Raw genomic sequence first — 23,225 nt, forward strand, 5'->3', positions numbered from 1 at the left:
CTGTTAGCGGCCTCTGAATTGCGGCGTTCTGCGCTCACGAAATGCGCTGCGGCCTTCGACGAAATCCTCGGTGGAAAAGAGCAGGGTCTGGCCTTCGAGCTCGAGCGCGAGTGCGGCGTCCAGGGACTCGATGGGCTTGGCGAGCGCGGCCTTCGTCATCGCCACGGCGACGGGGGCGGCGTCGCAGAACGACTCGGCGAGCGCGAGGGCATCGGCGAGCAGCGCAGCGGGTTCGGCAAGCTGATCCACGAGGCCGAGCGTGGCCGCTTCCCGGGCATCGAGCACGCGGCTCGCGAACAGCACGCGCCGGGTCTGCGCCATGCCGATGCGGCGCGGCAGCGTCCACAGCAGACCGAAGTCCGCCATCAGGCCGAGCTTGCCGAACACGGCGCCGAACTTCGCCGTCTGGCTTGCGACGACGAAATCGCACGCCGCCGCGATCGACAGTCCCGCGCCGTGCGCCGCGCCGTTGACGGCGGCGATGACCGGCTTGTCGCCGGCCGCGATCAGGCGGATCAGCTGCTGGCCGCGCCTCATGCGCGCACGCACGTTGAGCGGATCGTGATCGCGCAGGCCGTCGAGATCGCCGCCCGCACAGAAGCTCGTACCGTTGCCCGTGACGACGATCGCGCGGCACGCCTCGTCCTGCTGCGCGGACTCGAGCGCCGCGATCAGGCCTTCACGCAGTTCGGCCACGAGGGCATTGCGCTTGTCCGGCAGGTTCAACCGGATCAGCAGGACAGCGCCATGCCGTTCGCAGCGCACGGAAGCGCCTGTGTCGCTTGTGGTTTCGTCGCTCATGCCAATGTCTCCTCGTGCACGGGGCGAAGGTCCAGCGGCGCGCCGAGAAACGCGCCGCCATCGATGCGCAGCAGTTGTCCGGTGATGAGCGCTGCCGCATCGCTCAGCAGGAACGCCACGAGTTCGGCAATCTCGCCGACGCTCGCATTGCGGCCGAGCGGCGTTGCGGCGCCGAGCGCCTGGCTTGCAGCGGCGCCATAGGACGCGACGAACGCTTCTGTTTCCACCGCCGCTGGAGCCACGCTGTTCACGCGAATGCCGCGTCCGCCCCATTCCAGCGCGAGCGCGCGCGTCAGTCCGGCCACGCCGCTGCGCGCCGCGACCGCATGCGCCAGCCCGAGACCACCGCGCTCGGCGGGACAGATCGACAGGTTGACGATTGCGCCGCCGCGCGGCATCGCGTCGTGCGCGGCGCGCGATGCGGCAAATACCGCATTGAGGTTGAGATCGACGACAGCCGCGAAGCCCTTGGGCGAGATCTGTTCGGCACGCGCGGCAAACTGGCCGCCTGCGTTGTTCACGAGGCCGTCCAGGCCGTGTTCGCCCGCGAAGGCGTGCAGCACGGAGCGCAGGGCCTCGGCGTCGCGCACGTCGCAGATGTCGTAAAGGAACGTACCGTCCGCGTTCGCGATCATGCGGCCGGTCTCGGCAAGGCCTTCGGCATGCCGGCCACAACCGCCGACCGTGGCGCCCAGCGCCGCGGCCCGGCACGCAATGGCGCGTCCTATGCCCGAGCCCGCTCCGGTCACATAAATGCGTTTGCCGCGCAGTGCGGACGGGGCGAGGACCGGCGCGGACGCATTCACGTGTCGAGCCCTTCGCGGACCACGCGCTTCGATTTGTGCGTGCTGCGCGGCAAGCTTCCGGCCGGCACGATATCGACGCTCGCGCGGACTTGCAGCTTCTCGCGGATCTCATGCGCGAGCCGTTCTGCCACGTCCGCGCCGAGTGGCGCGCCTTCCAGTTCGACGCGCAAGCGGAAGCCGGTCAGGAAGCCGGTGCGGGCATCGCATACGGACGGATCGAGCACGATCTGATACTCGCTGCTGAGTCCCTCGAAGCCGCGCACGATCTGCTCGACCGACGAGGGAAACACGTTGACGCCGCGGATGACCAGCATGTCGTCGGCACGGCCGCGCACGCCGCCGGGCAGACGCGCGTGCGTCCGTCCGCATGCGCAGCGGCTGCTGTCGCGCACGACGACATCGCCGGTCCACCAGCGCACGAGCGGACCCGCCTGCTTGTCCAGATGCGTCAGCACCAACACGCCCGGCGTGCCGTCGGCAACCGGTTGACCCTCGTCATCGACGATTTCCGCGTACGCGAAGTCTTCCGCGAGATGCGGGCCGCTCTGTACATGGCAGTCCTGGCCGATGGTCTGGAATTCGAGGCTGCCGTACGCATCGAAACATTTCGCGTTCCATTCGGCTTCGAGACGCTCGCGCGTGGCCGGCACGCTCGCGCCGGTCTCGCCGCCGAGCATGATGTGCCGGACCGGAGACTCGCGTGCGTCGAGGCCCATCGAACGCGCGGTCTGGGCCAGATGCGCGACGAAGGAAGGCGTCGCGGTAATCACGCTGACGCCGTATTCGAAGATCGAGCGGATCTGTCTTTCGGAGTCGGCGCTGCCGCCGGGAATGCAGGTCGCGCCGAGCTTCTGGTAGCCCGCTGTCGCTCCAAGGCCGCCGACGAACCATGCATAGCCGAACAGGCACTGGTAGACGTCGCCGGGCCGCACGCCCTGCGCATGGGCATAGCGTGCGTACAGGCCTGCCCAGCGATCCAGGTCGGCTTCGGTCCAGTATTGCGGTGCGGGCGCGCCGCTGGTGCCCGAGGAAAAGTGGATGCGCCGCACGTCGGCGGGCGCGGCGGCCTGGAACTCGCCATAAGGCGGCACGCGGCCGATCGAATCCACATAGTCACGCTTGCGGGTGAACGGCAGCGCGCGCAAATCGTCGAGGCTCGTCAGCTGCGCCGCGCGAAAGCCGTGTTCCGCGAACAGGCGACGGTAGTACACACTGTGCTCGCCGACGTAGTCGAGCTGCTCGCGCAGGCGCCCGAGCTGATAGGCGCCGATTGCTTCACGCGTCCAGGTCTCGCAGGCGTCGCGCGGCGTATCCGTCGGCGTGAGCGTGTCAGCCTGCATACGTCGCTCCCAGTCCGCGCACGCAGAATGCGGCCACGCTGTCGGCGGTGGCATTGCGCTCCGCGACGGTTTCGGTGCGGCGCGGGCGATACCAGATCGTCGTCCAGTTGAGCGCGCCGAGCAGCGCCTTCACGACGACGTGCGTGTCCTGCTGCGGCAACGACCCCGCCGCCATCGCCTCTTCGATCGCGCCGACGAACAAGGCCTGATACCGGTCGCGCATGGCCAGGAACTCCTTGAGCACCTTGCGCTGCGCCGGCGTGGTCTGGCCGTGCAGATGCATGTCGAGACCCTGCACGACCACGCACTGGAACTCGATGTTGCTCATGATGATCAGCACGTGCGCGCGGGACATCGCGGCAATGCGGGCGATGGGATCGGCGACGCCTTCCGCCGCCGTGGCGACCGCGTTCGTGACCATCTGCATGGCCGCGCCGTGCACCTGGAAGAACAGGTCGGCCTTGCTCTTGAAGTGGTGATAAATGCGGCCCTTGGTGCAGCCGAGCACCTCGGCGACATCGTCGATGCTGGTGGCGGCGTAGCCCTTGAGCATGAACGCGCTCGCCGCCGCGTGCAGGATCTGGGCGACGCTGCTGCTGTCGTCGTCGGCGGACTTCGATGCTTTCGGCTGAGCCGCGCGGCTGCGCGCCGGGCGGGATTCGACTTCGACCGTCATGCGGATTCTCCTGTTGCCTGAGCACGGATCGCGCGCGCGATGAGCAGGCGCTGGATCTCGGAAGTGCCCTCGTAGATTTCAGTGACACGCTGGTCGCGGTACAGACGTTCCACCGGATTCGGCTTCACGTAACCCGCGCCGCCGAAGATCTGCAGCGCGGCATCGATCACGTCGTGACTCGTTTCGCTCGCGATCAGCTTGGCCTGGGCGGCCAGCACGGAAACGTCGAGGCCGTTGTCATGGGCGCGCGCCGCTTCGTAGGTGAGGGCGCGGGCTGCGGACAGGCGGGCCGCGAGATCGGCGAGATTGAAACCGAGCGCCTGATGATCGATCAGCAACTGACCGAACGTGCGCCGCTTCGCAGCATACTCCACAGCCAGGCGGAAAGCGGCCAGCGCCATGCCGCAAGCCTGCGCGGCCACGCCGATGCGGCCCACATCGAGCGAGCCGAACGCCATGCGCAGGCCATCGCCTGGCGGCGCGAGCATGCGCGCCTGTGCGACCCAGGTATCGAGTTCGATCGTCGCGGTGCGGGTGCCGCGCATGCCCATCTTGTCTTCGAGCTGGCTGTCGTCGACGCCGGGCGCCTTTGCATCGACGAGAAACGCGGCGATGCCGTGCTTGCCCGCGCCCGCCTGGGTCTGCGCGAACACGACATACCAGTGCGCGGCGCCGCCGCCGCCGATCCAGCACTTCTCGCCGCGAATGCGCCAGCCGCCGTCTTCAGGCGTCGCGAGGGTCTGCATCGACGCGGGATCGGAGCCCGCGTGGCGTTCGCTCAACGCAAACGAAATGGCTTCGCCGCGCTCAATGAGGCCGCGCAGCAGTTCGCTCTTGAGCGCCTCGTCGCGCAGCAACAGGAGCGGCGCCGCGCCGAGCTGAATGGTGGCGACGATGCCGCTCGTCGAAGCACAGGTCTGCGCGATCTCTTCCACCACCGCGCAATACGCGACCAGGCTCGCGCCGCCGCCGCCGTGGCGCGCGGGCAGCACCATGCTGGCGATGCCGCTGTCGCGCAGGCGCTGCACGGTCTCGAGCGGATAGCGCTGACTCGCATCGATCTCGGCCGCAAGCGGTGCGAAGTACGTGGCGGACAACTCAGCGGCAAGATCGCGCCAATGCGCTTCCGCAGCGTTCAACTGCGGCTGCCACACGACTTCACGCGTCGGACGGATGCCGCGCGTGGCGCCGTTTGCGGGCTCTTCATGCGCCCTCTCTTCACTCTCTGCTGCAACGGCTGCGCGTTCGGAAATATTCATTCGCCAGGACCCTGCCAGGTTCGAAACGGTTGACCCAAAAAAATACTGTGTAGTATGCTCGGTCAACGCATCATACTAACGAGTATGTTTTCGGTCAACAGCGCGCAGGGCAGGGAAAGCCCGCCCCGGAGGCTGCAAACCGATCAACAGGAGACACGCGATGCACGCACAGGAAACGGCTGCACAGCCGCTCAGGGTGTTCTGGGCGCCGGGTTGTTCAAGCTGTCTGCGTACCAAGGAGTTTCTGACGCGGCATGGCATCGCGTTCGAATCGGTGAACGTGGCGGCGCAGGCGGGCGCGATGGAGGAGTTGCGCAGTCTCGGCGCCCGCAGCGTGCCGGTGCTCGCGATCGGGACGCGCTATGTGTACTGCCAGTCGCTTGCGGACATCAAGACCTTCCTCGAACTCGATATCCCCGACGACACGCGGCTGACGCCCGCCACGCTGGCGGAGCGGGTCAACCTCACCATCATGAAGGCGCTTGGCTTCGTGAAGCAGTTGCCGGACGACGTGCTCGACGGTCCGTTCCGCAACAGCTGGGCGCCGCCGCGCGGGCTGGCTCATCACGTATTCCGCGTGGTCGAGGCGTATCTCGAAGCGGTCGAGGAACAGCGCGAACTCACCTACGAAATGACGATGCGCGGCACGCATGAAGTGGTGCCGGGCCAGGACGTACTGACCTACGGGGAAGCGGTGCTCGCGCGCTTCAACCGCTGGTGGCAGATGCATCGCGACGACGACTTCTCTGCCATGCAGCCCACCTACTGGGGCGAGCAATCCCTGCACGAAGTGCTCGAGCGCACAACCTGGCATGCGATGCAGCACGCGCGGCAACTGACGGTCGTAATCGAGGCGCAAGGCCATGCGGTCCGCGAGCCGTTCACGCCCGCCGACCTCGCCGGCCTGCCGCTGCCCGAAAAAGCGTGGGACGACGACAAATAATGCCTTCAACAACGGAGACGACGTGAACCTGATCGACAAGGTAGTGGCGGTAACGGGGGCGGGACGCGGCATTGGCCGGGAGATTGCGCTGCTGTGCGCGCGCGAGGGCGCGGCGGTGGTCGTGAACGACTATGGCGGTGCGGATGGCAACGAGCCGAATCCTGGTGCGGAGGTGGTCGAGGAGATCGTAAAGGCCGGCGGGCGCGCGGTGTCGAATGCGGCCAGCATCGCCGACGAGCAGGGCGCGACGTCCATCGTCGAGGATGCGGTGCAGCACTTCGGCCGCATCGATGCCGTGGTCAACAACGCCGGCATTCTGCGCGACCGCATGTTCCACAAGATGAGCCATGCCGAATGGCGCGACGTCGTCGATGTGCATCTCAACGGCTATTTCTACGTATCGAAAGCGGCGGCCGTTCATTTCAAGGAGCAGGGCAGCGGCGCGTTCGTTCATTTCACGTCGACGTCAGGGCTGGTCGGCAACCTGGGCCAGGCGAACTATGCGGCGGCGAAGATGGGTATCGTCGGCCTGTCCACGTCGATCGCGCTGGACATGCAGCGCTACAACGTGCGTTCCAACTGCATCGCGCCGTTCGCGTGGAGCCGCATGACGGCATCGATCCCGGCGGAAACCGAAGCGGACAAGGCGCGCGTGGAGCGGCTCAAGACCATGTCCGCCGACAAGGTGGCGCCGCTTGCCGCGTTCCTGTGCTCCGACCTGGCGAAGGACGTCACCGGGCAGGTGTTCTGCGCGCGCAAGAACGAAATCTTCCTGTTTTCCCTGCCGCGTCCGGTGCGTTCGATGCAGCGTGCCGAAGGCTGGAGTGTCGATACGCTCGCCTCGGATCTGCTGCCCGCGTTCCGCCCGACCTTGCAGCCCTTGCAGCGCTCATCGGATGTGTTCGCGTGGGATCCGGCATGAACGCCGCGTTCGAACCCGCGCGCCTCGTGGCAGCGCCGCCGCGCGAGACCGTCGCGACGCATGATGTGCGCGATGTGATGCTGTATGCGCTGGGCATCGGTGTCGGCAGCGATGCGGCGACCTCGGCTTCCACCTTGCGATACGTCTACGAAGACCGGCTGCAGGTCTGCCCGACGATGGCAGTGGTGCTCGCCTGGCCCGGCTTCTGGTTGAAGGAACCGCAATACGGCGTGAACTGGCGCAAGGTGCTGCACGCGGAGCAGTCGCTGGAAGTGTTCGCGCCCTTGCCTTGCGAAGGCAGCATCCGAAGCGTGCTGAGGGTCGAGCGCATCGTCGACAAGGGCGCCGACAAGGGCGCGCTGCTGTACTCGCGGCGCGACCTGTATGCGAGCGAGAGCGGCCGGTTGCTCGCGACCGAACGTCGCGCCACTTTTCTGCGTGGCGACGGCGGACGCGGCTCGGCGGGCCCGCATGACGATGCGGCGCCAACGCCGCACGCGCTGCCGGAACGCGCGCCGGACAAGTCGGTCGCGCTTGCCACCCGGGACGATCAGGCGTTGCTGTACCGGCTGAGCGGCGATCGCAATCCGCTGCATATCGATCCGCATATCGCCGAATCGGCGGGCTTTGCGCGGCCCATCCTGCACGGCCTGTGCACCTACGGCGTGGCGGCGCGCGCGCTGACCGACGCCTTGTGCGACGGCGACGCCGTCCGCTTCTCGCGCATGGACTGCCGCTTCTCGAAGCCGGTCTATCCGGGCGAGACGATCGTCACCGACATCTGGGTCACTGGCGCGGGCGAGGCGTCGTTCGTCGCGCGCGTCGCGGAACGCGATGCGGTCGTCCTCGGCAATGGCCGCTTTCAATGGCATTGAAGCCTTCAACCTGACGGATACAGCAATGATTGGAATCTTGGCTTGCGGCGCGTATGTTCCGCGTCTGCGCCTGCAACGCGCGTCGGTGAGCGCGGCGCACGCGTGGTTCGCGCCGGCATTGAAGGCGCATGGCAAAGGCGAGCGGGCGATGGCGAACTGGGACGAAGACGCGCTCACGCTCGCGGTGGAAGCCGCGCGCGACGCCGCCGCCGAAGCGGCGCGCGGGGAAATCGGCACGTTGATGCTCGCCTCGACGAGTCTGCCGTTCGCGGACCGTCAGAATGCCGGCATCGTGAAGGAAGCACTCAATCTCGCCGACGACGTGTTCACCCAGGACATCACCGGCAGCCAGAAAGCGGGCACGGGCGCGCTGATCCAGGCATTGCGCGGGGTAGCCTCGGCCGATGCCGCGCACACGCTCTGCATCGCATCCGAGCGCGCGGCCGCGAAGCCTGCCTCGGAGGCGGAACTGATCAACGGCGATGCCGCCGCCGCGTTCGTGCTGGGTCGCGGCGAAGCGATTGCGCGCTTCATCGGCAGCCATTCGGTCTCGGTCGATTTCGTCGATCATTTCCGCGGCAGCGACGCCAGTTTCGACTACGGCTGGGAAGCGCGCTGGGTCCGCGATGAAGGCTACGGCCGCATTGCCGGCGACGCGCTGACGCAGGCGCTCGCGAAGTTCGGCCTGGCCGGCGAGGACGTGCATCGGCTGATCGTGCCGATTCCGGTGCGTGGCGTCGCCGAAGCGCTGGCGCGGACCTGCGGCGTGCCGGCGAGCGCCATCGTGGACACGCTCGGCGCCACGCTCGGTCATGCCGGCTGCGCGCAGCCGCTCGTGCTGCTGGCGCATGCGCTCGAACGCGCGCAGCCGGGTGAGCGGATCGTGCTGCTCGGCTTCGGCCAGGGCGCGGACGTGCTGATCTTCGAGACCACGCCCGCCATCGCCGCCCAGACGAACGCGACGAAGCGCGGCGTGTCGGGCTGGCTCGCGCGCGGCAAGCCCGAAGCGAACTACCTCAAGTATCTGTTCTTCACGGGCGGCATCGGGCTGGATACCGGCATGCGCGCCGAGTTCGAGCAGAAGCAGCCGCTCACCGCGCTGTATCGCAACCGGTCGGCGGTGCTCGGCCTGGTCGGCGGGCGCGATCCGGAAAGCGGCGCGGTGCAGTACCCGCCGACCGGCATCGCCGTGGGATCGCACGATGCGCGCAGCGCGACGCTCGAACCTTATCCGCTCGCCGAACGCACCGCGCGCGTGCTGACCTTCACGGCGGACCGGCTGGCCTTCACGCCGGATCCACCGGGCTGCTACGGCATGGTCGAGTTTGACGGCGGCGGCCGCATGCTGGCGGAGTTCACGGACGCCGATGCGGATCAGATTGAAGTCGGCCGGGCCATGCGCATGAGCTTTCGAATCAAGTCCGTCGATGAGCGGCGCGGCTTCGTCAAATATTTCTGGAAGGCGATGCCCGCCTGACAAGGAGCGAATCAACATGCCCAAAGGCATTCGGGACAAGGTAGCAATACTCGGCATGGGCTGCGCGCGCTTCGGCGAGCGCTGGAACGACGATGCCAACGATCTCATGGTCGAGGCCTACACGGAGGCGCTCGCCGATGCGGGCGTCGAGACCGCGCAGATCGACGCGGCGTGGCTGTCGGTGGGCTTCGACGCGATGAACATCGGGCCGTCGGGCATTCCGCTCGCCATGGCGCTGCGGCTGCACGACATTGCGGTCACGAAAGTGGAGAACTACTGTGCGTCGGGCACCGAGGCCTTTCGCGGCGCGGTCTATGCGGTCGCTTCGGGCGCGGCCGACATCGCGCTCGCGCTTGGGGTCGAGAAGCTGAAGGACACGGGCTACGGCGGCCTGCCGGTGCGCACGCGCGGCACCACGTTCGACATGATCGGCGTGGTGGGATCGGCGCCCGGCAACTTCGCCCAGCTTGCCGGCGCCTATCGCGCGCGGCATGGCGTCTCGCGTGACGATCTCAAACGCGCCATGGCGCACGTCTCGGTCAAGAGCCATGCGAACGGCGTCAACAATCCGAAGGCGCATCTGCGCCGTGCCGTGGACATGGACACCGTGCTGAACGCGCCGATGGTCGCCGAGCCGCTCGGCCTGTACGACTGCTGCGGCGTGTCGGATGGCGCGGCCTGCGCGATCGTCACGACGCCGGAGATCGCCCGCGCGCTCGGCAAGGGCGGCGAGCTCGTGACGGTGAAGGCGCTGCAACTCGCGGTATCGAACGGCTGGGAACTGCAGGGCGCGGGCTGGGACGGCAGCTATTTCCATACCACACGTATTGCCGCGCAACGCGCCTACGACGAAGCGGGTATCACGAAGCCGCGCGAGCAACTGAGCCTGATGGAAGTCCACGACTGCTTCTCCGTCACCGAACTCGTGACGATGGAAGATCTGCACGTGAGCGAGCCCGGCGAAGGCTGGCGCGACGTGCTCGACGGCCGCTTCGACGCGGACGGCGCCAATCCATGCCAGATCGACGGCGGGCTGAAGTGCTTCGGGCATCCGATCGGCGCATCGGGACTGCGCATGATCTACGAGAACTATCTGCAATTGCTGGGCCGCGCCGGCAAGCGGCAGGTGCGCAAGCCGCCGGTGTTCGCGCTGTCGCACAACCTCGGCGGCATGCCGAACCAGAACGTCAGTGCGGTCGCGATTGTCGGCCTGGCCGGAGCCTGACGATGCTCGACCGCGAAACCCTCGAACAACTGAAAGACTCCGTGCGCCGTTACGTGCGCGAGAAGCTGGTGCCGCTGGAGCAGCAGGTCGCTGAAGAAGACCGCATTCCGCCCGGCATCCTCGACAACTTTCGCCAGATGGGTCTGTTCGGACTCTCGACGCCCGAAGCGTACGGCGGCCTCGGGCTCGTCTGCGCGGAAGAGATCGAGATCATCATCGAGCTGACGTGGGCCTCGGCGGCCTTCCGCTCGGCGGTGGGCATCAATCTCGGGCTCGGCTCGCAAGGCATCCTGATGGACGGAACCGAGGCGCAGAAGGATCACTGGCTGCCGAAGATCGCGAGCGGCGAAGTCATCACGAGCTTCTGCCTCACCGAACCCGATTCGGGCTCGGACAGCGCGGCGCTGCGCACGCGCGCGGTGCTCGACGGCGACAGCTGGGTCATCGACGGCAGCAAGCGCTACATCACCAATGCGCCGGTTGCGGGGCTGTTTCTCGTCATGGCCCGCACGCATCCGGAACGGCTGCCGAAGAACGCGCACGTCACCGCGTTCCTCGTGCCGGCGGATACGCCGGGCGTGACCGTTGGCCCGAAGGACAAGAAGATGGGTCAGGCGGGCGCCTGGTCGGCGGACGTGTACTTCGAAAACGTGCGGGTGCCGCGGAGCGCGATCATCGGCGGCGAACCTGGCCGGGGATTCGTGACGGCCATGAAGTCGCTCGATCGCGGCCGCATCAATGTTGCCTCGGTGTGTGTCGGCCAGGCGCGGCGCATTCTTCACGAGGCCACGCAGTATGCGGTCGGACGGACGCAGTTCGGCGAGCCGCTCGCCAGCTTCCAGCTGATCCAGGCCATGCTCGCCGACAGCCAGACCGATCTCTACGCTGCCGAATGCATGCTGCGCGACGTCGCCCGCCGGTATGACGCGGGCGAGCGTGTCTCGCTCGAAGCGTCGTGCTGCAAGCTGTTCTGCTCGGAGATGGTCGGCCGCATCGCGGATCGCGCCGTGCAGATTCACGGCGGCGCGGGCTACATGCGCGACAGCGCCGTGGAGCGCTTCTACCGCGACGTGCGGCTGTTCCGCATCTACGAAGGCACGACGCAGATTCAGCAGATCATCATCGGCAAGGAACTCGCCCGGCGTGCCGCGGCGTCATGACTTCATAAAAACAGGGAAACGGCGGAATGGATCTCGGACTCAGGGACAAGGTGGCGATCGTCACCGGAGGGGCGCGCGGCATCGGCGCGGCAATCGGCGAGCGTCTGGCGATGGAAGGCGCGCGCGTCGCGGTGGTCGATCGCGATGGAGCCGGCGCGCGGGCACAAGCGGACAAGCTTCAGACGATGGGCGTGGAGGCGCGCGCGTATGCCGTCGATGTCACCGACGAAGCATCGGTCAACGACATGGTCGAGGCGGTGGCGGACACATGGGGCAGCGTGCACCTGCTCGTGAACAATGCGGGATTCACCCGCGACATGCGCATCACGAAGATGGGCGTCGGCGACTGGGACAGCGTTGTCGATGTCATCCTGAAGGGCGCCTTCCTGTGTACGCGCGCCGTGTTGCCGCACATGACGGCGGAAGGCCAGCGGTGGGGACGCATCGTCAATATCTCGTCGCGTGCGCATCTGGGCAATCCGGGGCAGGCGAACTACTCGGCGGCCAAGGCGGGACTGATCGGCTTCACGCGGGCGATGTCGCTGGAGAACGGGCGCTTTGGCGTGACCGTGAATGCGATCGCGCCGGGCATCATCGACACGCAGGCGGTGCGCGATCTGCCTCACTACGACAAGGTGCGCGAAGCCGCCGAGAAGACCACGCCGGTGCCGCGCATGGGCAACCCGTCCGATGTCGCGGATGCGGTGGCATTCCTGCTGTCCGAACGCGCGAGCTATGTAAGCGGCGATCTCCTGCACGTCTCCGGCGGCCGATACTGAGACTCGGGCGTCAGGCGGGGCCGAAGCGCGCGGCCCCGCGCGTCATGACCTTCACGTTGCGTTCGAGGGCAAACACGTCGAAAGAGAGGTGATCGCCTTCAACGCAGGTACGGCTGGATGCTTCGATGCGCAGCGTGTCCCCTGGAAACACGGGCGCGCTGAAACGCGCTTCCATTTCGCGGAGTTCGACGGCGTGCCGTTCGAGCGCGCGCAACAGCATGTAGCCCGCGATGCCGAAGCTCGCCATGCCATGCAGGATGGGTTGCGCGAATCCTGCCGCGCGGGCGATGGCGGGATCGGCATGCAGGCCGTTCATGTCGCCGTTCAGGCGAAACAGAAGCGCGGTTTGCGGCGGCACGGTGTAATCGAATGCATGACGGCTTGCGGCTTTACGCTCGTCGCGTTGCGCTGCCTCACGCACGCGAGGAGTGGAGTCGAATCCTCCATGGGTGCGCAGGATCGAAGTCATGTCGAGCGTGGCGATGGGCGCGCCATCGTCGGCATCGAACAGCTTGCGTCTCGTCACGACGCGCGCACCGCGCTCGCGGCCGAGATCCTCCACGGTCACCACACGGCTTTCGCTGCGCACATGTGCAGCGGTTGCCAGCGGACGATGAAGCTCGATGCGCTGCGCACCATGCAGCATGCCGGGCCAGTCGAGCCCGAGACGCGGATCGCCGAGCCAGGGGCCCGGATCGGCGAGGACGGTGGCGAAGGCCGGCAATACAGCGAGGCCTTCTTCATACACGTAAGCGAGTTGTGCCGGGTCCAGCGGCGCCTGGCCGATGCCCAGTGACAGCGCGTAGAACATGACGTCACGGGCGGTGTAGCGCTGCGAGAGGGCGTCGATCGGCCAGTTCAGCAGTTGCGCCGGATCCAGCGGCGCGTGTGCAGGCATGCTTCAGGCGGCGAGCGCGAGCGCCGCTTCTTCGGCGACGCGTCCGCTCGGATTGCCGAGCAGCGTGGTGCGATACATCATGCGCGGCTGCGTCTGGTCGTAGTCGGAGAGTGCGATATGCATGGCGCTGCGGTTGTCCCACATCATCAGATCGCCGACCTGCCAGCGGTGCCGATAGACATTCTCCGGCTGCACGCTGTGCTGATACAGGTACTCGAGCAATGGCCGGCTTTCGGCGCGCGTCATGTCCTCGAAGGAAACCGTCGTCATCTCGCTCACGTAGAGCGCCTTGTGACCTGCTTCGTCGTGCACGCGCGCGACCGGCTGAAACACGGGCGGGTTGCGCCGGCGAATGTCGGCGAGATCTTCCGGCGTGCGGTTCGCCCGCGTCTCGCGCGCGATGGTCATGTCATGCAGCGCCCAGCGGCCGTCGAGCATCGACTGAAGGCCAGGCGAAAGCGTCTCCCACGCCCGCACCATGTTGCAGAACATGGTGTCGCCGCCGACCGGCGGCAGCACCGAGCAATACAGCAGCGAACCCTTGGCGGGACGCGTGGTGGTCGACAGATCGGAGTGCCATTGCCGGCCCACCGCAAGCCGCTTGCCGCCCGCTTCGTGATTGGTCACCAGCAGGATTTCCGGATGCTCCGGATGCCGGAAGCGCGGAATGGAAGCGTGATCGTCGAGCGCGCCGAAGCGGCGGCTGAACGCAACATGCTGCGCATGATCGAGCGACTGGCCGCGAAACAGCAGGATCGTATGACGATGCCAGGCGTCGCGTAACGCGGCGATGGTGTCGTCGTCGATCGCTGTGCGCAGATCGAGCCCGACCACTTCCGCGCCGATCGCCGACGCAAGAGGTTTCAACGTGAACGTCATGATGGAATCCGTGTGATGTGACGTTGGACCGGGTGCGATCAGACCTGCGCGATCTGCTGCTGCTCGGACCAGAACAACAGCTTCTTCTGCAGCATGTGCATCAGCAGATGCAGCACGATGCCCATCCCGGACAGCACGACGAGCGCAGCGAACACGCCGGCGGTGTCGAGGTTGTTGTTCAGCTGCATGATGAGATTGCCCAGCCCTTTGCGCGAGCCGACGAATTCCCCGACGATCGCACCCAGCACGCTGAAGATGACCGCGATGTGCAGGCCGGCGAAGATCATCGGCGCGGCGCTCGGCAGGCGCACCATCGTGAAGATCTGCCAGCGGCTCGCCTGCAGGGAACGCATCAGTTCGATGCGGGAGATATCGGTGGAACGCAGCCCGACGATCACGTTGACCAGGATCGGAAAGAACGCGACGACCGCCGCCATGATGACCTTCGACGTCATGCCGAAGCCGAACCAGATGATGAAGAGCGGCGCGATCGCCACCTTCGGCGTGGTCTGGATGGCAATCAGATAGGGGTAGAGCGTCTTCTCGACGAAGCGCGATTGCGCGATCACCGCGCCGAGCATGATGCCGAGAATGGTCGCCAGCAGGAAGCCGAGCAGCGCTTCAGCGAGCGTGGTCAGGCCGTTGCTGATGAAGAGTCCGGACGAGAGGCCGTTGACGAGCGCGTGAAAGATGTCGGAAGGCGCCGGCGCAATGTAGATGGGCACCGCTGCCAGCATGAAGCCGATTTCCCACACGGCGACGACCAGCACGAACAGCGCCGGCACGCAGATCCATTCCGGATGTTGCTTCAACATGGCGAATGCCTGACGGCGCGGCGTCGGCGGCGAATGCGGAATCGCGAGTTCGGCGCTCATTCTATGAATCCCTTGGCCTGGAAGTGTTGACGGATGCGGCGCGTGTACGAGCCGAAGCGTTCGGTGGTCATGACATCGAGATCGCGTTGCGCGGGCAGCTCGACATCGACGATTTCAGCGATGCAGCCCGGACGGCTCGACAGCACCAGCACGCGGCTGCCGAGAAACACCGCTTCGGGAATCGAGTGCGTGACGAACAGCACCGTCTTGCCGGACTCGCGCCAGATGCGCCGGATTTCGACGTTCATGGTTTCGCGCGTCATGGCGTCGAGCGCGCCGAAGGGCTCGTCCATCAGCAGCACGGCCGGGTCGTGCACCAACGCGCGGGCGATCGCAACGCGCTGCTGCATGCCGCCCGACAGCTCGTTCGGATAGCGGTTTGCGAAATCGGCCAGACCGACCATGTCGAGCAATTGCCTGGCACGCGCGCCGGTCGCCTCGCGATCGAGCTTGAGCACCGTGGCGGGCAGCATGACGTTGTCGAAGGTGGTCTTCCACGGCAACAGGACCGGACTCTGGAACACGACGCCGATATCGCGCTGCGGACCGTCGATGGCCTGTCCATTGACGCGAATGGTGCCGGAAGTACGCGGGATGAGACCGGCCAGCATCTTGAGAAGCGTGGACTTGCCGCATCCCGAGGGCCCGACGACGGTAATGAATTCACCCCGGTCGATGGTCAGGTCGATGGGACCGAGGGCTTGCACCGAATCGCCGCTGCGGGTGCGGTAATGCTTCTGCAGACCGTCGATCTGGATGAGGGCGGGGAGCGGCGCACGCGGCTCGCTGCCGGAGAGCGACATTGTGGGCATGCGATCCATGACGGCGGAAGCTCTCCTTGAACATCAGACAACGAGGAAGCCCGGCTGGCGGGCGAAGTGGCATCTTCAAATACATACTCATGAGTATGTCGTGAGGGAAATCATACTGACGCGTATGTTGGGCGTCAATAGAAGCGGGTAGGTGTTTACGCGGGCGGGGGCGGGCCCGTCAATCATGACGCGCGGTTGTCTAAGGAGACAGATCCACGCCACGCGATTCCTTCATATACCGCTTCCAGCGCGCGACCAGCATCAGCCTGCGTTCGCCGTGCCGTTCATCGAGGAAGTGGATGCTCACGATCCGGTCGGACCTGAAGTGTCGGAAGGCCTGCCGCAACTCGCACCAGGCAGCCAGCAGACGCGCGGCATCCGCATAGCCGATGATTAGCGGCCAGATCGTCCGCTCGCTCATGCGTTCTGCTTCGTCGCGATAGCGGATCCGCAGCTTGCGGCCGTCGCGGATCGACTCGCGCAAGCGGCTCATGTCGAGCGTGTCGGCGGAGACCGTGAGCGGCGCCACCGCGCCGATCGTCGGGTCTGCGATGAAGGGCCGGAGATGGTCGGGCACCGCGGCCGCGATCTTCGCGATGAGGTCGTTCGCTGCCCGCGAGAGCACGGCGTCGCTACGCTGCGCCACCCATTGTGCGCCGAGCACGGCCGCCTCCAGTTCCTCGGCGGTCAGCATCAAAGGCGGCATGTCGTATTGACGATCGAGTACATACCCTGTCCCGGCCTCGCCACGAATCGGCACGCGCTGCGCCATCAGGTCCGCGATGTCCCGGTAGACCGTGCGGGTCGACACCTCGAGTTCCTCGGCGAGACTACGCGCGATGACGGGACGCCGTGCGCGTCGCAGGATCTGGATGAGCTGGAAGAGGCGGTCGGATCGGCGCATGCGTTCGCTGCTGACAACACGGTGGCAACAGCACCTTTGTAGGATGGCCGTGACGTCGCACACCATTCTGGTGCGATCCCATCACGGAGGAAAACATGGACTTCGTTTCAACCCGCATTATCACCGACGACATCGCCGGGCTCGTCCGTTTCTATGAGCAGCTCGGCCTGACCGCAACATGGCTGGCCGACGAGTTTGCAGAACTCCAGTCGCCGTCCTGCACGCTGGCGATCGGCACCACCCGGACGATGCAGCAGTTCTTTGCCGGCGCTGCGACGGCGGCGAGCAATCGCTCGGTCATCATTGAATTCCGCGTGGAGGACGCCGACGCCGACTACGAGAAGCTGCAGGCAATGGGCGCTCGCATCGAGCAGGCGCCCGTCACGCAACCATGGGGCAACCGCTCCCTGCTCTTCCGTGACCCCGACGGCAATCTCATCAACTTCTTCACGCCGGTTACGCCGGAAGCATCGCAAAGGTTTGCGAGGAAGTAGTTCCTGCCTTGGGTCGTTTGGTTCATGTCATTACGCTCAACTTTTCCCATTCAGTGCCGATAAGCGGAAAGTTCGTGCTGAGCGAAGGGGTTGAGCGATCATCGTGTTCGAGCATAAGCCAACGCCGTTGCAACCCGTCATCAGCACATGTCGCCGCAACTCATATTGGCGGGGTGATGATGCTTCACAATTCGATCAAGTCTTCCTTCACGCCCGCCGATGCGGAAGCCATGGAACGAACCGTGGGGCGGATCGCTTTTGCGCCCGACGGCAGCATCCTTCGCGTGAACGAGCGCTTCCTGGAACTCTTCGACTACCAGGGATGGGAGCTCGTCGGACGCAATCGCAGCATCTTCCGGCCGCTCGCAGCGGGCGCAGCCGTGCGGGACGAGATCGATACGGTCCTTGAAACCGCCGAAGCGTTCTTCGGCGAAATGCAGCAGCTGAAGCGCGACGGCTCGTCGTTCTGGACCGAGGTTTCCTGCATCCCGTTCGCGGCCGCGGACGGCACGGTCGGCGAAATCGTGATGCTGGTGCGCGACGTGACCGCCCGCATGATGTCGGCCGTGGACGACGCCGGCCAGATCGCCGCCATCAATACCTCGCAGGCCGTGATCCACTTCGCGATGGACGGCACGATCCTTCACGCCAACGAGAAGTTTCTCGACGCGACCGGCTATGGTCTCGATGAAGTCGTCGGTCAGCATCACCGCATGTTCGTCGCCGCCGACGAGGCCAGCGACCCGTCGTATGCCGCGTTCTGGGAACGCTTGCGAGAAGGCTTGCACGCTTCCGGCGAATATCGGCGCTTCAGCAAGGACGGCCGCGCCGTCTGGCTGCGTGCGACCTACAATCCCATCCTCGACCTCGAAGGTCGTCCGTTCAAGATCGTCAAGTATGCGGTCGACGTCACCTCGGAAAAACAGCAGAACGCCGATTTCGAAGGCCAGATTGCGGCAATCGACAAGTCGCAGTGCATCGTGACCTTTGCGCCCGACGGCACCATTCTGGATGCCAACCGCAACTTCCTCGAAGCGGTGGGCTACACGATGGAGGAACTCGAAGGCCGCCATCACCGCATGTTCGTCGATCCGGCCTACGCGCACAGTCTCGACTACGAGATTTTCCGGAGCGATCTGGCCGCCGGCCGTCATCGCAGCGGCGAGTTCCGGCGGATTGGCCGCGACAAGCGCGAGATCTGGCTGCAGGCCATCTATAGCCCGGTGCTCGATCAGGACGGCCGGCCCTTCAAGATCGTCAAGTACGCAACGGTGGTCACGCGCGAGAAGCTTCGCCAGGCGGACCATCAAGGTCAGATCGCCGCGATCCACAAGTCGCAGAGCGTGGTCGCCTTCAATGTCGACGGCACGATCCTCGACGCCAACGACAACTTTCTCGACCTGGCGGGTTACCGCCTGTCGCAGGTTATCGGCCGGCATCATTCGATGTTTGTTTCGGCGGAGGAGCGGGACAGCGAAAGCTATGGGAAGTTCTGGCAGGCGCTCGCCGCGGGTCAGTACCAGGCGGGCGAATTCAAGCGCCTCGGCCGCGATGGCCGCGAGATCTGGCTGCAGGCTTCCTACAATCCGATCCTCGACATGAACGGGCGGACCTTCAAGGTCGTCAAGAACGCCGTCGACGTGACCCAGCAGAAGCTGCGGCAAGGCGACTACGAAGGCCAGATCGCCGCGATCAACAAGTCGCAGAGCGTGGTCTCGTTCGACATGGACGGCAACGTGCTCGAAGCGAACGACAACTTCCTGACGCTGATGGGCTACACGCTTCGGGACGTGGTGGGCCGGCACCATCGCATGTTCGTCGACAAGGAAACCGCTTCACATGCCGATTACGCACGCTTCTGGACCGAGCTGCGCGCGGGCACGTTCCTGTCTTCCAAATTCAAGCGCATCGCGGCGAACGGGGCCGAGGTCTGGATCCAGGCATCCTATAACCCGATCTACGACCTGAACGGCAAGCCCTTCAAGATCGTCAAGATCGCCGCCGACATCACCGCCGACGTGTCCCTCGCCGCCGATCTCTCGCGGGCCCAGAAGGAAGTCCAGCACGACCCGGCGACGGGCCTGCCGAACCGGCTCGGCCTGCGCATGTTCATGCGCCAGGTGCTCAGGGCGACCGACAGCGAACTCGCGCTGTTCTATCTCGACCTCGATCACTTCAAGCCGATCAACGACACGTTCGGCCATGATGTGGGCGATCTCGTGTTGCGCACTGTCGCCGCGCGCCTGACGGGCGAGATGAGGGAAGGGCAGCTGGTTGCGCGGATCGGTGGCGACGAGTTCGTTGTTGCTGCCTCGAACCTGGCGCGGCCGCAGGTCGTCGAACTCGCGGAACGCCTGATCGAGGCGGTGTCCCAGCCCATCGCTCATGGCGACCGGTGGCTGGAGGTGGGCCTGTCGATCGGTATCGCGCTGACGCCGCAGGATACGCTCGAAGAAGACGAGTTGTTCCGCTTCGCCGACGTTGCGCTGTACCGGTCCAAGGGCAAGCAGCGCGGCACCTACACGTTCTACGCCGAAGATGCGGAAACCTCGGCCGAGACCGAACGGCATCTCGCGCATGACATGCTGATCGCGATCAAGGCGCGTGAATTCGATCTCGCCTGCAGCGTGCGCGTCTCGTCGACGAACGCGATCGCCGTCGAGGTCCAGCCTTGGTGGAATCATCCGACGCTCGGCCGGCTCGGCACGGAAAGTTATCTGCGCGTGGCCGAGCAGAGCGGGCTTGTCGTGCCGCTCGGAGAATGGGTCTTGCGCGAGGCCTGCAAGCTTGCCACGCGGCTGCCCGAAGTGACGGTCTGCGTGCCCGTCTACCCCAAGCAGCTTCTGACGAGCGACTTCACCGAGACGCTGACATTGGCGCTGCGCGAGAGCGGCGTCGACGCGAACCGCCTTGAACTGCGGCTCGAACGCGGCACCGCTCGCGTGAACACGGAAAGCCTGCGCGCGGATCTCGCGAGGCTCAGGGCAATGGGTCTTCAGGTCGTCGCCGATAGCGTGCTTGCCGGCGAAAACGCGCTGTCGAACCGGGCCTCCTGGAGCATGGACCGCGTGATGGTTGACGCGCGCCTTCGCGCCTTGCTCAAGCGACAGCTTCATCCGCTGGCAGAGGAGATCGCCGGGATCGAGGCGGGCGACGCCAGAACGACGACGAGCGGCAGGCGTTGCTTCGAGATCGACGCCACGGCGGCGCTGCGGGACTTCGTGCTGCTCGATGCGACCAAGGCGTCCGAGCTGGCGGGCGTGCTGCGGGAGACGAAGAAGAAGCTGAAGGGTGAGGGGTGGGTTGAAGAGGGCAGGAAGCTGGCGAGGAAGGAAAAAGCGGCCTGACGCGCGGGGCCGTTGCGTTTGCATGAACCGGAACGGGCGCGTTCGATGCCGGTGGCCGACATCGGCTGAAGCAGGGGTATTGGGACGACGCCAACGATAGCAGGCACAATACGCAGCGCCAGCCGCTGCGGGTTGTCCGCGCGCGGCCGCCTGTTCCTCGTCCCCGCCCACCCATGACTGAAGCTTCTTCCAGGCAGAATTCGCCGCGCTTTCTGCTGTTGCTCGTGTGCCTGTTCGCGTCCGCCGGACAACTCGCCATCGACATTTATGTGCCCGCGCTGCCCGCGATGGCGCGCTATTTCAGCGTGTCGGCGCAAGCCATTCAGTCGAGCGTGTCCGGCTACATGGCCGCCTACGCCATCGGCCAGCTCGTGCTCGGTCCCGTCGCCGATGCCTATGGCCGCAAGCGCGTGCTCGCTTTCGGGCTGGTGGTCTATACCCTCGGCTGTCTGCTCTCGCTCACGGCGAACAGCCTCGAAACCTTCATCCTCGCGCGCGTCCTGCAGGGCTTCGGCATCGCGGCCACCAATCTGCTTGCCAAGGCGATCATCACCGATTCGTTCAGTGGCCAGCGCTTGCTGCACGCGTTCACCTACATGTCGATTGCCTGGGGGTTCGCGCCGATCGTCGCGCCGGTCATCGGCGCGCACCTGCAGGAATGGCTGGGCTGGAAAGCCTGCCTGGTGTTCCTGCTGATCTATTCGATCGTGATGTGGGGGTTCGTCTGGCGATACCAGGAGACGTTGCGCAAGCCTGTGCATCTGGCGCCGCGCACGCTGATCAGCAATGCCGGGAAGGTCCTGGCAAGCCCCGTGTTTCAAAGCTGTTTTCTGGCGCAAGGCCTGTGCTACAGCATTCTGCTGGTGTTCAATATCGTCGGGCCGTTCATGGTGCAGAACACGCTGCACAGGCCGCCGACCTATTTCGGCTATCTCGCGCTGGCCATCGGCATGATGTATTTTCTCGGCGGCCTCTCGAACCGTTTGCATGGACCGCGCTTTCCGAGCGCCGAAACGCGCTTGCGCCTGGGCTCGCGAATCATGGCAGGCGCCGCGGTCGCGATGCTGCTCTTCTCGCTCACCGCGGGACTCACGGTGTGGTCGCTTGCCTTGCCCGTGCTCGTGATGGGCTTTTGTGCAGGGGCCATGTATCCGACCTTCATGGCGAAGGGCAACTCGCTGTTTCCGCATATCGCCGGTTTGACGAGCGCGATTCTCGGTTGCGCACTGCTGCTGGTTTCGTCCGTCATGATGGGACTGGCCGGCTTCGTGTCAGTGCAGATACTTGCGCCGCTGGCCCTGTTCTTCGTCGCGATCGGCCTGACCGTGGTCGTGATGGTGAACCTGCTGCTGCGGCATCTGGAGCGAGCCGCGCGGGACGAAGCGGCGGTCAAGGCGGCGTAAGCACGGGCCGTACGCCGCTTGACCCGCTTGCGGCTATCCCGTGGTTTGCGCAGCGCTGGCCCGGCCTTGCGCGAAGTGGCCCGGCTTGAGGGCCAGCACGGCGATGAGACTCAACGCAATGCCGATCATCACGTACAGCACGGGCGCCAGCGGCGAACCCGTAAGCGCGATGAGCCACGTGACGAAGGTCTGCGCAAAGCCGCCAAAGATTAAAACGACCACGTTGTTGACCACGGCGAGCGACGTCGCGCGCGAACGCCTGGGGAACATTTCCGCGAGCGTCGTGCAATAGACGCCGAGGAAGGTGGCACTGATCACGCCGATCACGATCTGCGCGACCAGAAGCCGTGAGACGGATGGCGCGGCCACGACCCAGGCATAGAGCGGATAGATGGCGACGAGGTAGGCGGCCAGCGAGCCGACCAGCAGGGTTTTGCGGTCGTGACGATCGGACAGCGCGCCGGCAATCGGCGTGACGATCAGCATGACGATGGCCGCGATCATCTGCACCATGAAGCTCTCCGACACGGGCAGCTTGAGCACCTGTTTCGCATAGGTGACGGTATAGCCGAAGGTGACGTAGAACGTGACCGTGCTCGCGACCACCATGCCCATGCCGATCAGATAGTCCGACAGTCCGCGCTTGACGGCGCTTGCGTCTGCCGGGCGCGCGTGCGGCGTTGCGTGGATGCGCGCGTAGGTTTCGCTGGCGTGACGGCGCAGATAAACCGTCAGTGGCGCAATGAGCAGGCCGACGGCAAAGGGAAGGCGCCAGCCGCCCGCAATCTGCTGCTCGGGCGTGAACACCTGGGTGACCAGCACGCCGAGCGCGGCGCCCAGCATCGTCGACATGAGTTGGCCGCTCATCTGCCACGATCCATAGAAGCCGGAGCGCCTGGGCGGCGCGAGTTCGATCAGGAAGGCCGTCGAGGTGCCGAACTCGCCGCCAATCGAGAAGCCTTGCAGCAGCCGGGCCGCGAGCATCAGCAGCGGTGCGGCGACGCCCGCCGTGGCGTAGGTCGGTGCGAAGGTCATGATGGCCGCGGCCAGCGCCATGATGCTCATGCCGAGCGTCATGGCCGACTTGCGGCCGTATTTGTCGCCATAGAGACCGAGCAGCACGCCGCCCACCGGCCGCATGAAGAAGCCCGCGCCGAACAGGGCGGTCGTCAGGAGGATGGCATTCAGGCTCGCGCCCGAATCGGCAGGTGCGGCGGGAAAGAACAGCTTGCTGATGAGCGGCGTCATCGCGGCGAAGATGGTGAAGTCGAACCACTCCATCGCATTGGCCAGCACCGCAGCCACGATGACGGGCTTCAGGCCAGGTTGAGTATCCATCGGCTATCTCGG

Annotated in this window: 21 protein-coding genes; 10 read left to right on the forward strand and 11 right to left on the reverse strand. The window is 65.7% G+C overall.

Annotation, left to right across the window (positions count from 1 at the left end; translation table 11 throughout):
* Positions 1-3: 3 nt before the first annotated feature.
* From QCE69_RS18885 to QCE69_RS18905, 5 genes are read right to left on the reverse strand one after another with little or no spacing between them, the layout of a single operon-like run.
* Positions 4-801, reverse strand: coding sequence for an enoyl-CoA hydratase-related protein (locus QCE69_RS18885; protein ID WP_309932247.1), 798 nt, complete (start codon positions 799-801; stop codon positions 4-6).
* Positions 798-1,607: an SDR family oxidoreductase gene (locus QCE69_RS18890; protein WP_309921535.1), complete on the reverse strand. Its 810-nt coding sequence runs from the start codon at positions 1,605-1,607 to the stop codon at positions 798-800. The genes QCE69_RS18885 and QCE69_RS18890 overlap by 4 nt, the downstream gene beginning before the upstream one ends.
* A complete protein-coding gene (locus QCE69_RS18895; protein WP_309921538.1) occupies positions 1,604-2,947 on the reverse strand; it encodes an AMP-binding protein in 1,344 nt (447 codons plus the stop codon). The genes QCE69_RS18890 and QCE69_RS18895 overlap by 4 nt, the downstream gene beginning before the upstream one ends.
* On the reverse strand, positions 2,937-3,623 hold the full coding sequence (locus QCE69_RS18900; protein WP_309813904.1) for a TetR/AcrR family transcriptional regulator: 687 nt from the start codon (positions 3,621-3,623) through the stop codon (positions 2,937-2,939). The genes QCE69_RS18895 and QCE69_RS18900 overlap by 11 nt, the downstream gene beginning before the upstream one ends.
* Positions 3,620-4,882 carry an acyl-CoA dehydrogenase family protein gene (locus QCE69_RS18905; RefSeq protein ID WP_309921541.1) on the reverse strand — a complete coding sequence of 421 codons (1,263 nt, stop codon included), beginning with the start codon at positions 4,880-4,882 and terminating at the stop codon, positions 3,620-3,622. Before QCE69_RS18905 ends, QCE69_RS18900 begins: the two co-directional genes overlap by 4 nt.
* A gap of 160 nt (positions 4,883-5,042) precedes the next feature.
* Here QCE69_RS18905 and QCE69_RS18910 point away from each other — a divergent pair, with 160 nt between their 5' ends.
* From QCE69_RS18910 to fabG, 7 genes are read left to right on the forward strand one after another with little or no spacing between them, the layout of a single operon-like run.
* Positions 5,043-5,825, forward strand: coding sequence for a glutaredoxin domain-containing protein (locus tag QCE69_RS18910; protein ID WP_309921546.1), 783 nt, complete (start codon positions 5,043-5,045; stop codon positions 5,823-5,825).
* A gap of 22 nt (positions 5,826-5,847) precedes the next feature.
* Positions 5,848-6,747: an SDR family NAD(P)-dependent oxidoreductase gene (locus QCE69_RS18915; RefSeq protein WP_404987385.1), complete on the forward strand. Its 900-nt coding sequence runs from the start codon at positions 5,848-5,850 to the stop codon at positions 6,745-6,747.
* Positions 6,744-7,622 (forward strand): MaoC/PaaZ C-terminal domain-containing protein, encoded by an 879-nt coding sequence (locus QCE69_RS18920; protein ID WP_309932248.1) that lies wholly within the window; start codon positions 6,744-6,746, stop codon positions 7,620-7,622. Before QCE69_RS18915 ends, QCE69_RS18920 begins: the two co-directional genes overlap by 4 nt.
* A 25-nt stretch (positions 7,623-7,647) precedes the next feature.
* The gene (locus QCE69_RS18925) at positions 7,648-9,099 is read left to right on the forward strand and encodes an OB-fold domain-containing protein (RefSeq protein WP_309921551.1); all 1,452 of its coding nucleotides are present in this window, start codon (positions 7,648-7,650) and stop codon (positions 9,097-9,099) included.
* A gap of 16 nt (positions 9,100-9,115) precedes the next feature.
* Positions 9,116-10,324 (forward strand): acetyl-CoA acetyltransferase, encoded by a 1,209-nt coding sequence (locus tag QCE69_RS18930; protein ID WP_309932250.1) that lies wholly within the window; start codon positions 9,116-9,118, stop codon positions 10,322-10,324.
* 2 nt (positions 10,325-10,326) lie between these two features.
* Entirely contained in the window at positions 10,327-11,484 is a 1,158-nt protein-coding gene (locus QCE69_RS18935) for an acyl-CoA dehydrogenase family protein (protein ID WP_309932251.1), read from the forward strand.
* A 26-nt stretch (positions 11,485-11,510) separates the two neighbouring features.
* A complete protein-coding gene (fabG, locus tag QCE69_RS18940) occupies positions 11,511-12,263 on the forward strand; it encodes a 3-oxoacyl-ACP reductase FabG (RefSeq protein WP_309921560.1) in 753 nt (250 codons plus the stop codon).
* A gap of 10 nt (positions 12,264-12,273) precedes the next feature.
* Here the strand turns inward: fabG and QCE69_RS18945 are convergent, their stop codons facing one another.
* The 5 genes from QCE69_RS18945 to QCE69_RS18965 form a co-directional block, all read right to left on the reverse strand.
* Positions 12,274-13,161, reverse strand: a complete 888-nt coding sequence (locus tag QCE69_RS18945; protein ID WP_309932254.1) for a MaoC/PaaZ C-terminal domain-containing protein — start codon at positions 13,159-13,161, stop codon at positions 12,274-12,276.
* A 3-nt stretch (positions 13,162-13,164) separates the two neighbouring features.
* Complete coding sequence (locus QCE69_RS18950; RefSeq protein ID WP_309921566.1) at positions 13,165-14,040, reverse strand: TauD/TfdA family dioxygenase; 876 nt, start codon at positions 14,038-14,040, stop codon at positions 13,165-13,167.
* Positions 14,041-14,078: 38 nt separating this feature from the next.
* Positions 14,079-14,915 carry an ABC transporter permease gene (locus QCE69_RS18955; RefSeq protein ID WP_309813872.1) on the reverse strand — a complete coding sequence of 279 codons (837 nt, stop codon included), beginning with the start codon at positions 14,913-14,915 and terminating at the stop codon, positions 14,079-14,081.
* Positions 14,912-15,727 (reverse strand): ABC transporter ATP-binding protein, encoded by an 816-nt coding sequence (locus QCE69_RS18960; RefSeq protein ID WP_404987406.1) that lies wholly within the window; start codon positions 15,725-15,727, stop codon positions 14,912-14,914. Before QCE69_RS18960 ends, QCE69_RS18955 begins: the two co-directional genes overlap by 4 nt.
* A 199-nt stretch (positions 15,728-15,926) precedes the next feature.
* Positions 15,927-16,631 (reverse strand): YafY family protein, encoded by a 705-nt coding sequence (locus QCE69_RS18965; protein ID WP_309932255.1) that lies wholly within the window; start codon positions 16,629-16,631, stop codon positions 15,927-15,929.
* 95 nt (positions 16,632-16,726) lie between these two features.
* Between QCE69_RS18965 and QCE69_RS18970 the strand changes: the two genes are divergently transcribed.
* The 3 genes from QCE69_RS18970 to QCE69_RS18980 all read left to right on the forward strand — a co-directional run bounded on the left by QCE69_RS18970 (position 16,727) and on the right by QCE69_RS18980 (position 21,875).
* Positions 16,727-17,125, forward strand: a complete 399-nt coding sequence (locus tag QCE69_RS18970; protein ID WP_309932256.1) for a VOC family protein — start codon at positions 16,727-16,729, stop codon at positions 17,123-17,125.
* A gap of 176 nt (positions 17,126-17,301) precedes the next feature.
* On the forward strand, positions 17,302-20,472 hold the full coding sequence (locus tag QCE69_RS18975) for a PAS domain S-box protein (protein ID WP_309932257.1): 3,171 nt from the start codon (positions 17,302-17,304) through the stop codon (positions 20,470-20,472).
* Between the two features lie 173 nt (positions 20,473-20,645).
* Positions 20,646-21,875 (forward strand): multidrug effflux MFS transporter, encoded by a 1,230-nt coding sequence (locus QCE69_RS18980; protein WP_309932259.1) that lies wholly within the window; start codon positions 20,646-20,648, stop codon positions 21,873-21,875.
* Between the two features lie 33 nt (positions 21,876-21,908).
* Here QCE69_RS18980 and QCE69_RS18985 read toward each other — a convergent pair whose 3' ends face one another.
* Entirely contained in the window at positions 21,909-23,213 is a 1,305-nt protein-coding gene (locus tag QCE69_RS18985) for an MFS transporter (RefSeq protein ID WP_309921584.1), read from the reverse strand.
* Positions 23,214-23,225 lie beyond the last annotated feature (12 nt).

The sequence above is a fragment of the Caballeronia sp. LZ032 genome, from assembly GCF_031451315.1.
Taxonomy (GTDB): Bacteria; Pseudomonadota; Gammaproteobacteria; order Burkholderiales; family Burkholderiaceae; genus Caballeronia.

Bases quoted from the DNA above. Each gene is read 5' to 3' on its own strand.
- QCE69_RS18970 (WP_309932256.1), top strand. From the start codon at position 16,727: ATGGACTTCGTTTCAACCCGCATTATCACCGACGACATCGCCGGGCTC.
- QCE69_RS18905 (WP_309921541.1), bottom strand. From the start codon at position 4,882: ATGAATATTTCCGAACGCGCAGCCGTTGCAGCAGAGAGTGAAGAGAGG.
- QCE69_RS18960 (WP_404987406.1), bottom strand. From the start codon at position 15,727: ATGCCCACAATGTCGCTCTCCGGCAGCGAGCCGCGTGCGCCGCTCCCC.
- QCE69_RS18895 (WP_309921538.1), bottom strand. From the start codon at position 2,947: ATGCAGGCTGACACGCTCACGCCGACGGATACGCCGCGCGACGCCTGC.
- QCE69_RS18985 (WP_309921584.1), bottom strand. From the start codon at position 23,213: ATGGATACTCAACCTGGCCTGAAGCCCGTCATCGTGGCTGCGGTGCTG.
- QCE69_RS18910 (WP_309921546.1), top strand. From the start codon at position 5,043: ATGCACGCACAGGAAACGGCTGCACAGCCGCTCAGGGTGTTCTGGGCG.
- QCE69_RS18975 (WP_309932257.1), top strand. From the start codon at position 17,302: ATGATGCTTCACAATTCGATCAAGTCTTCCTTCACGCCCGCCGATGCG.
- QCE69_RS18955 (WP_309813872.1), bottom strand. From the start codon at position 14,915: ATGAGCGCCGAACTCGCGATTCCGCATTCGCCGCCGACGCCGCGCCGT.
- QCE69_RS18945 (WP_309932254.1), bottom strand. From the start codon at position 13,161: ATGCCTGCACACGCGCCGCTGGATCCGGCGCAACTGCTGAACTGGCCG.
- QCE69_RS18965 (WP_309932255.1), bottom strand. From the start codon at position 16,631: ATGCGCCGATCCGACCGCCTCTTCCAGCTCATCCAGATCCTGCGACGC.
- QCE69_RS18935 (WP_309932251.1), top strand. From the start codon at position 10,327: ATGCTCGACCGCGAAACCCTCGAACAACTGAAAGACTCCGTGCGCCGT.
- QCE69_RS18920 (WP_309932248.1), top strand. From the start codon at position 6,744: ATGAACGCCGCGTTCGAACCCGCGCGCCTCGTGGCAGCGCCGCCGCGC.
- QCE69_RS18950 (WP_309921566.1), bottom strand. From the start codon at position 14,040: ATGACGTTCACGTTGAAACCTCTTGCGTCGGCGATCGGCGCGGAAGTG.
- QCE69_RS18885 (WP_309932247.1), bottom strand. From the start codon at position 801: ATGAGCGACGAAACCACAAGCGACACAGGCGCTTCCGTGCGCTGCGAA.
- QCE69_RS18980 (WP_309932259.1), top strand. From the start codon at position 20,646: ATGACTGAAGCTTCTTCCAGGCAGAATTCGCCGCGCTTTCTGCTGTTG.
- QCE69_RS18930 (WP_309932250.1), top strand. From the start codon at position 9,116: ATGCCCAAAGGCATTCGGGACAAGGTAGCAATACTCGGCATGGGCTGC.
- fabG (WP_309921560.1), top strand. From the start codon at position 11,511: ATGGATCTCGGACTCAGGGACAAGGTGGCGATCGTCACCGGAGGGGCG.
- QCE69_RS18925 (WP_309921551.1), top strand. From the start codon at position 7,648: ATGATTGGAATCTTGGCTTGCGGCGCGTATGTTCCGCGTCTGCGCCTG.
- QCE69_RS18900 (WP_309813904.1), bottom strand. From the start codon at position 3,623: ATGACGGTCGAAGTCGAATCCCGCCCGGCGCGCAGCCGCGCGGCTCAG.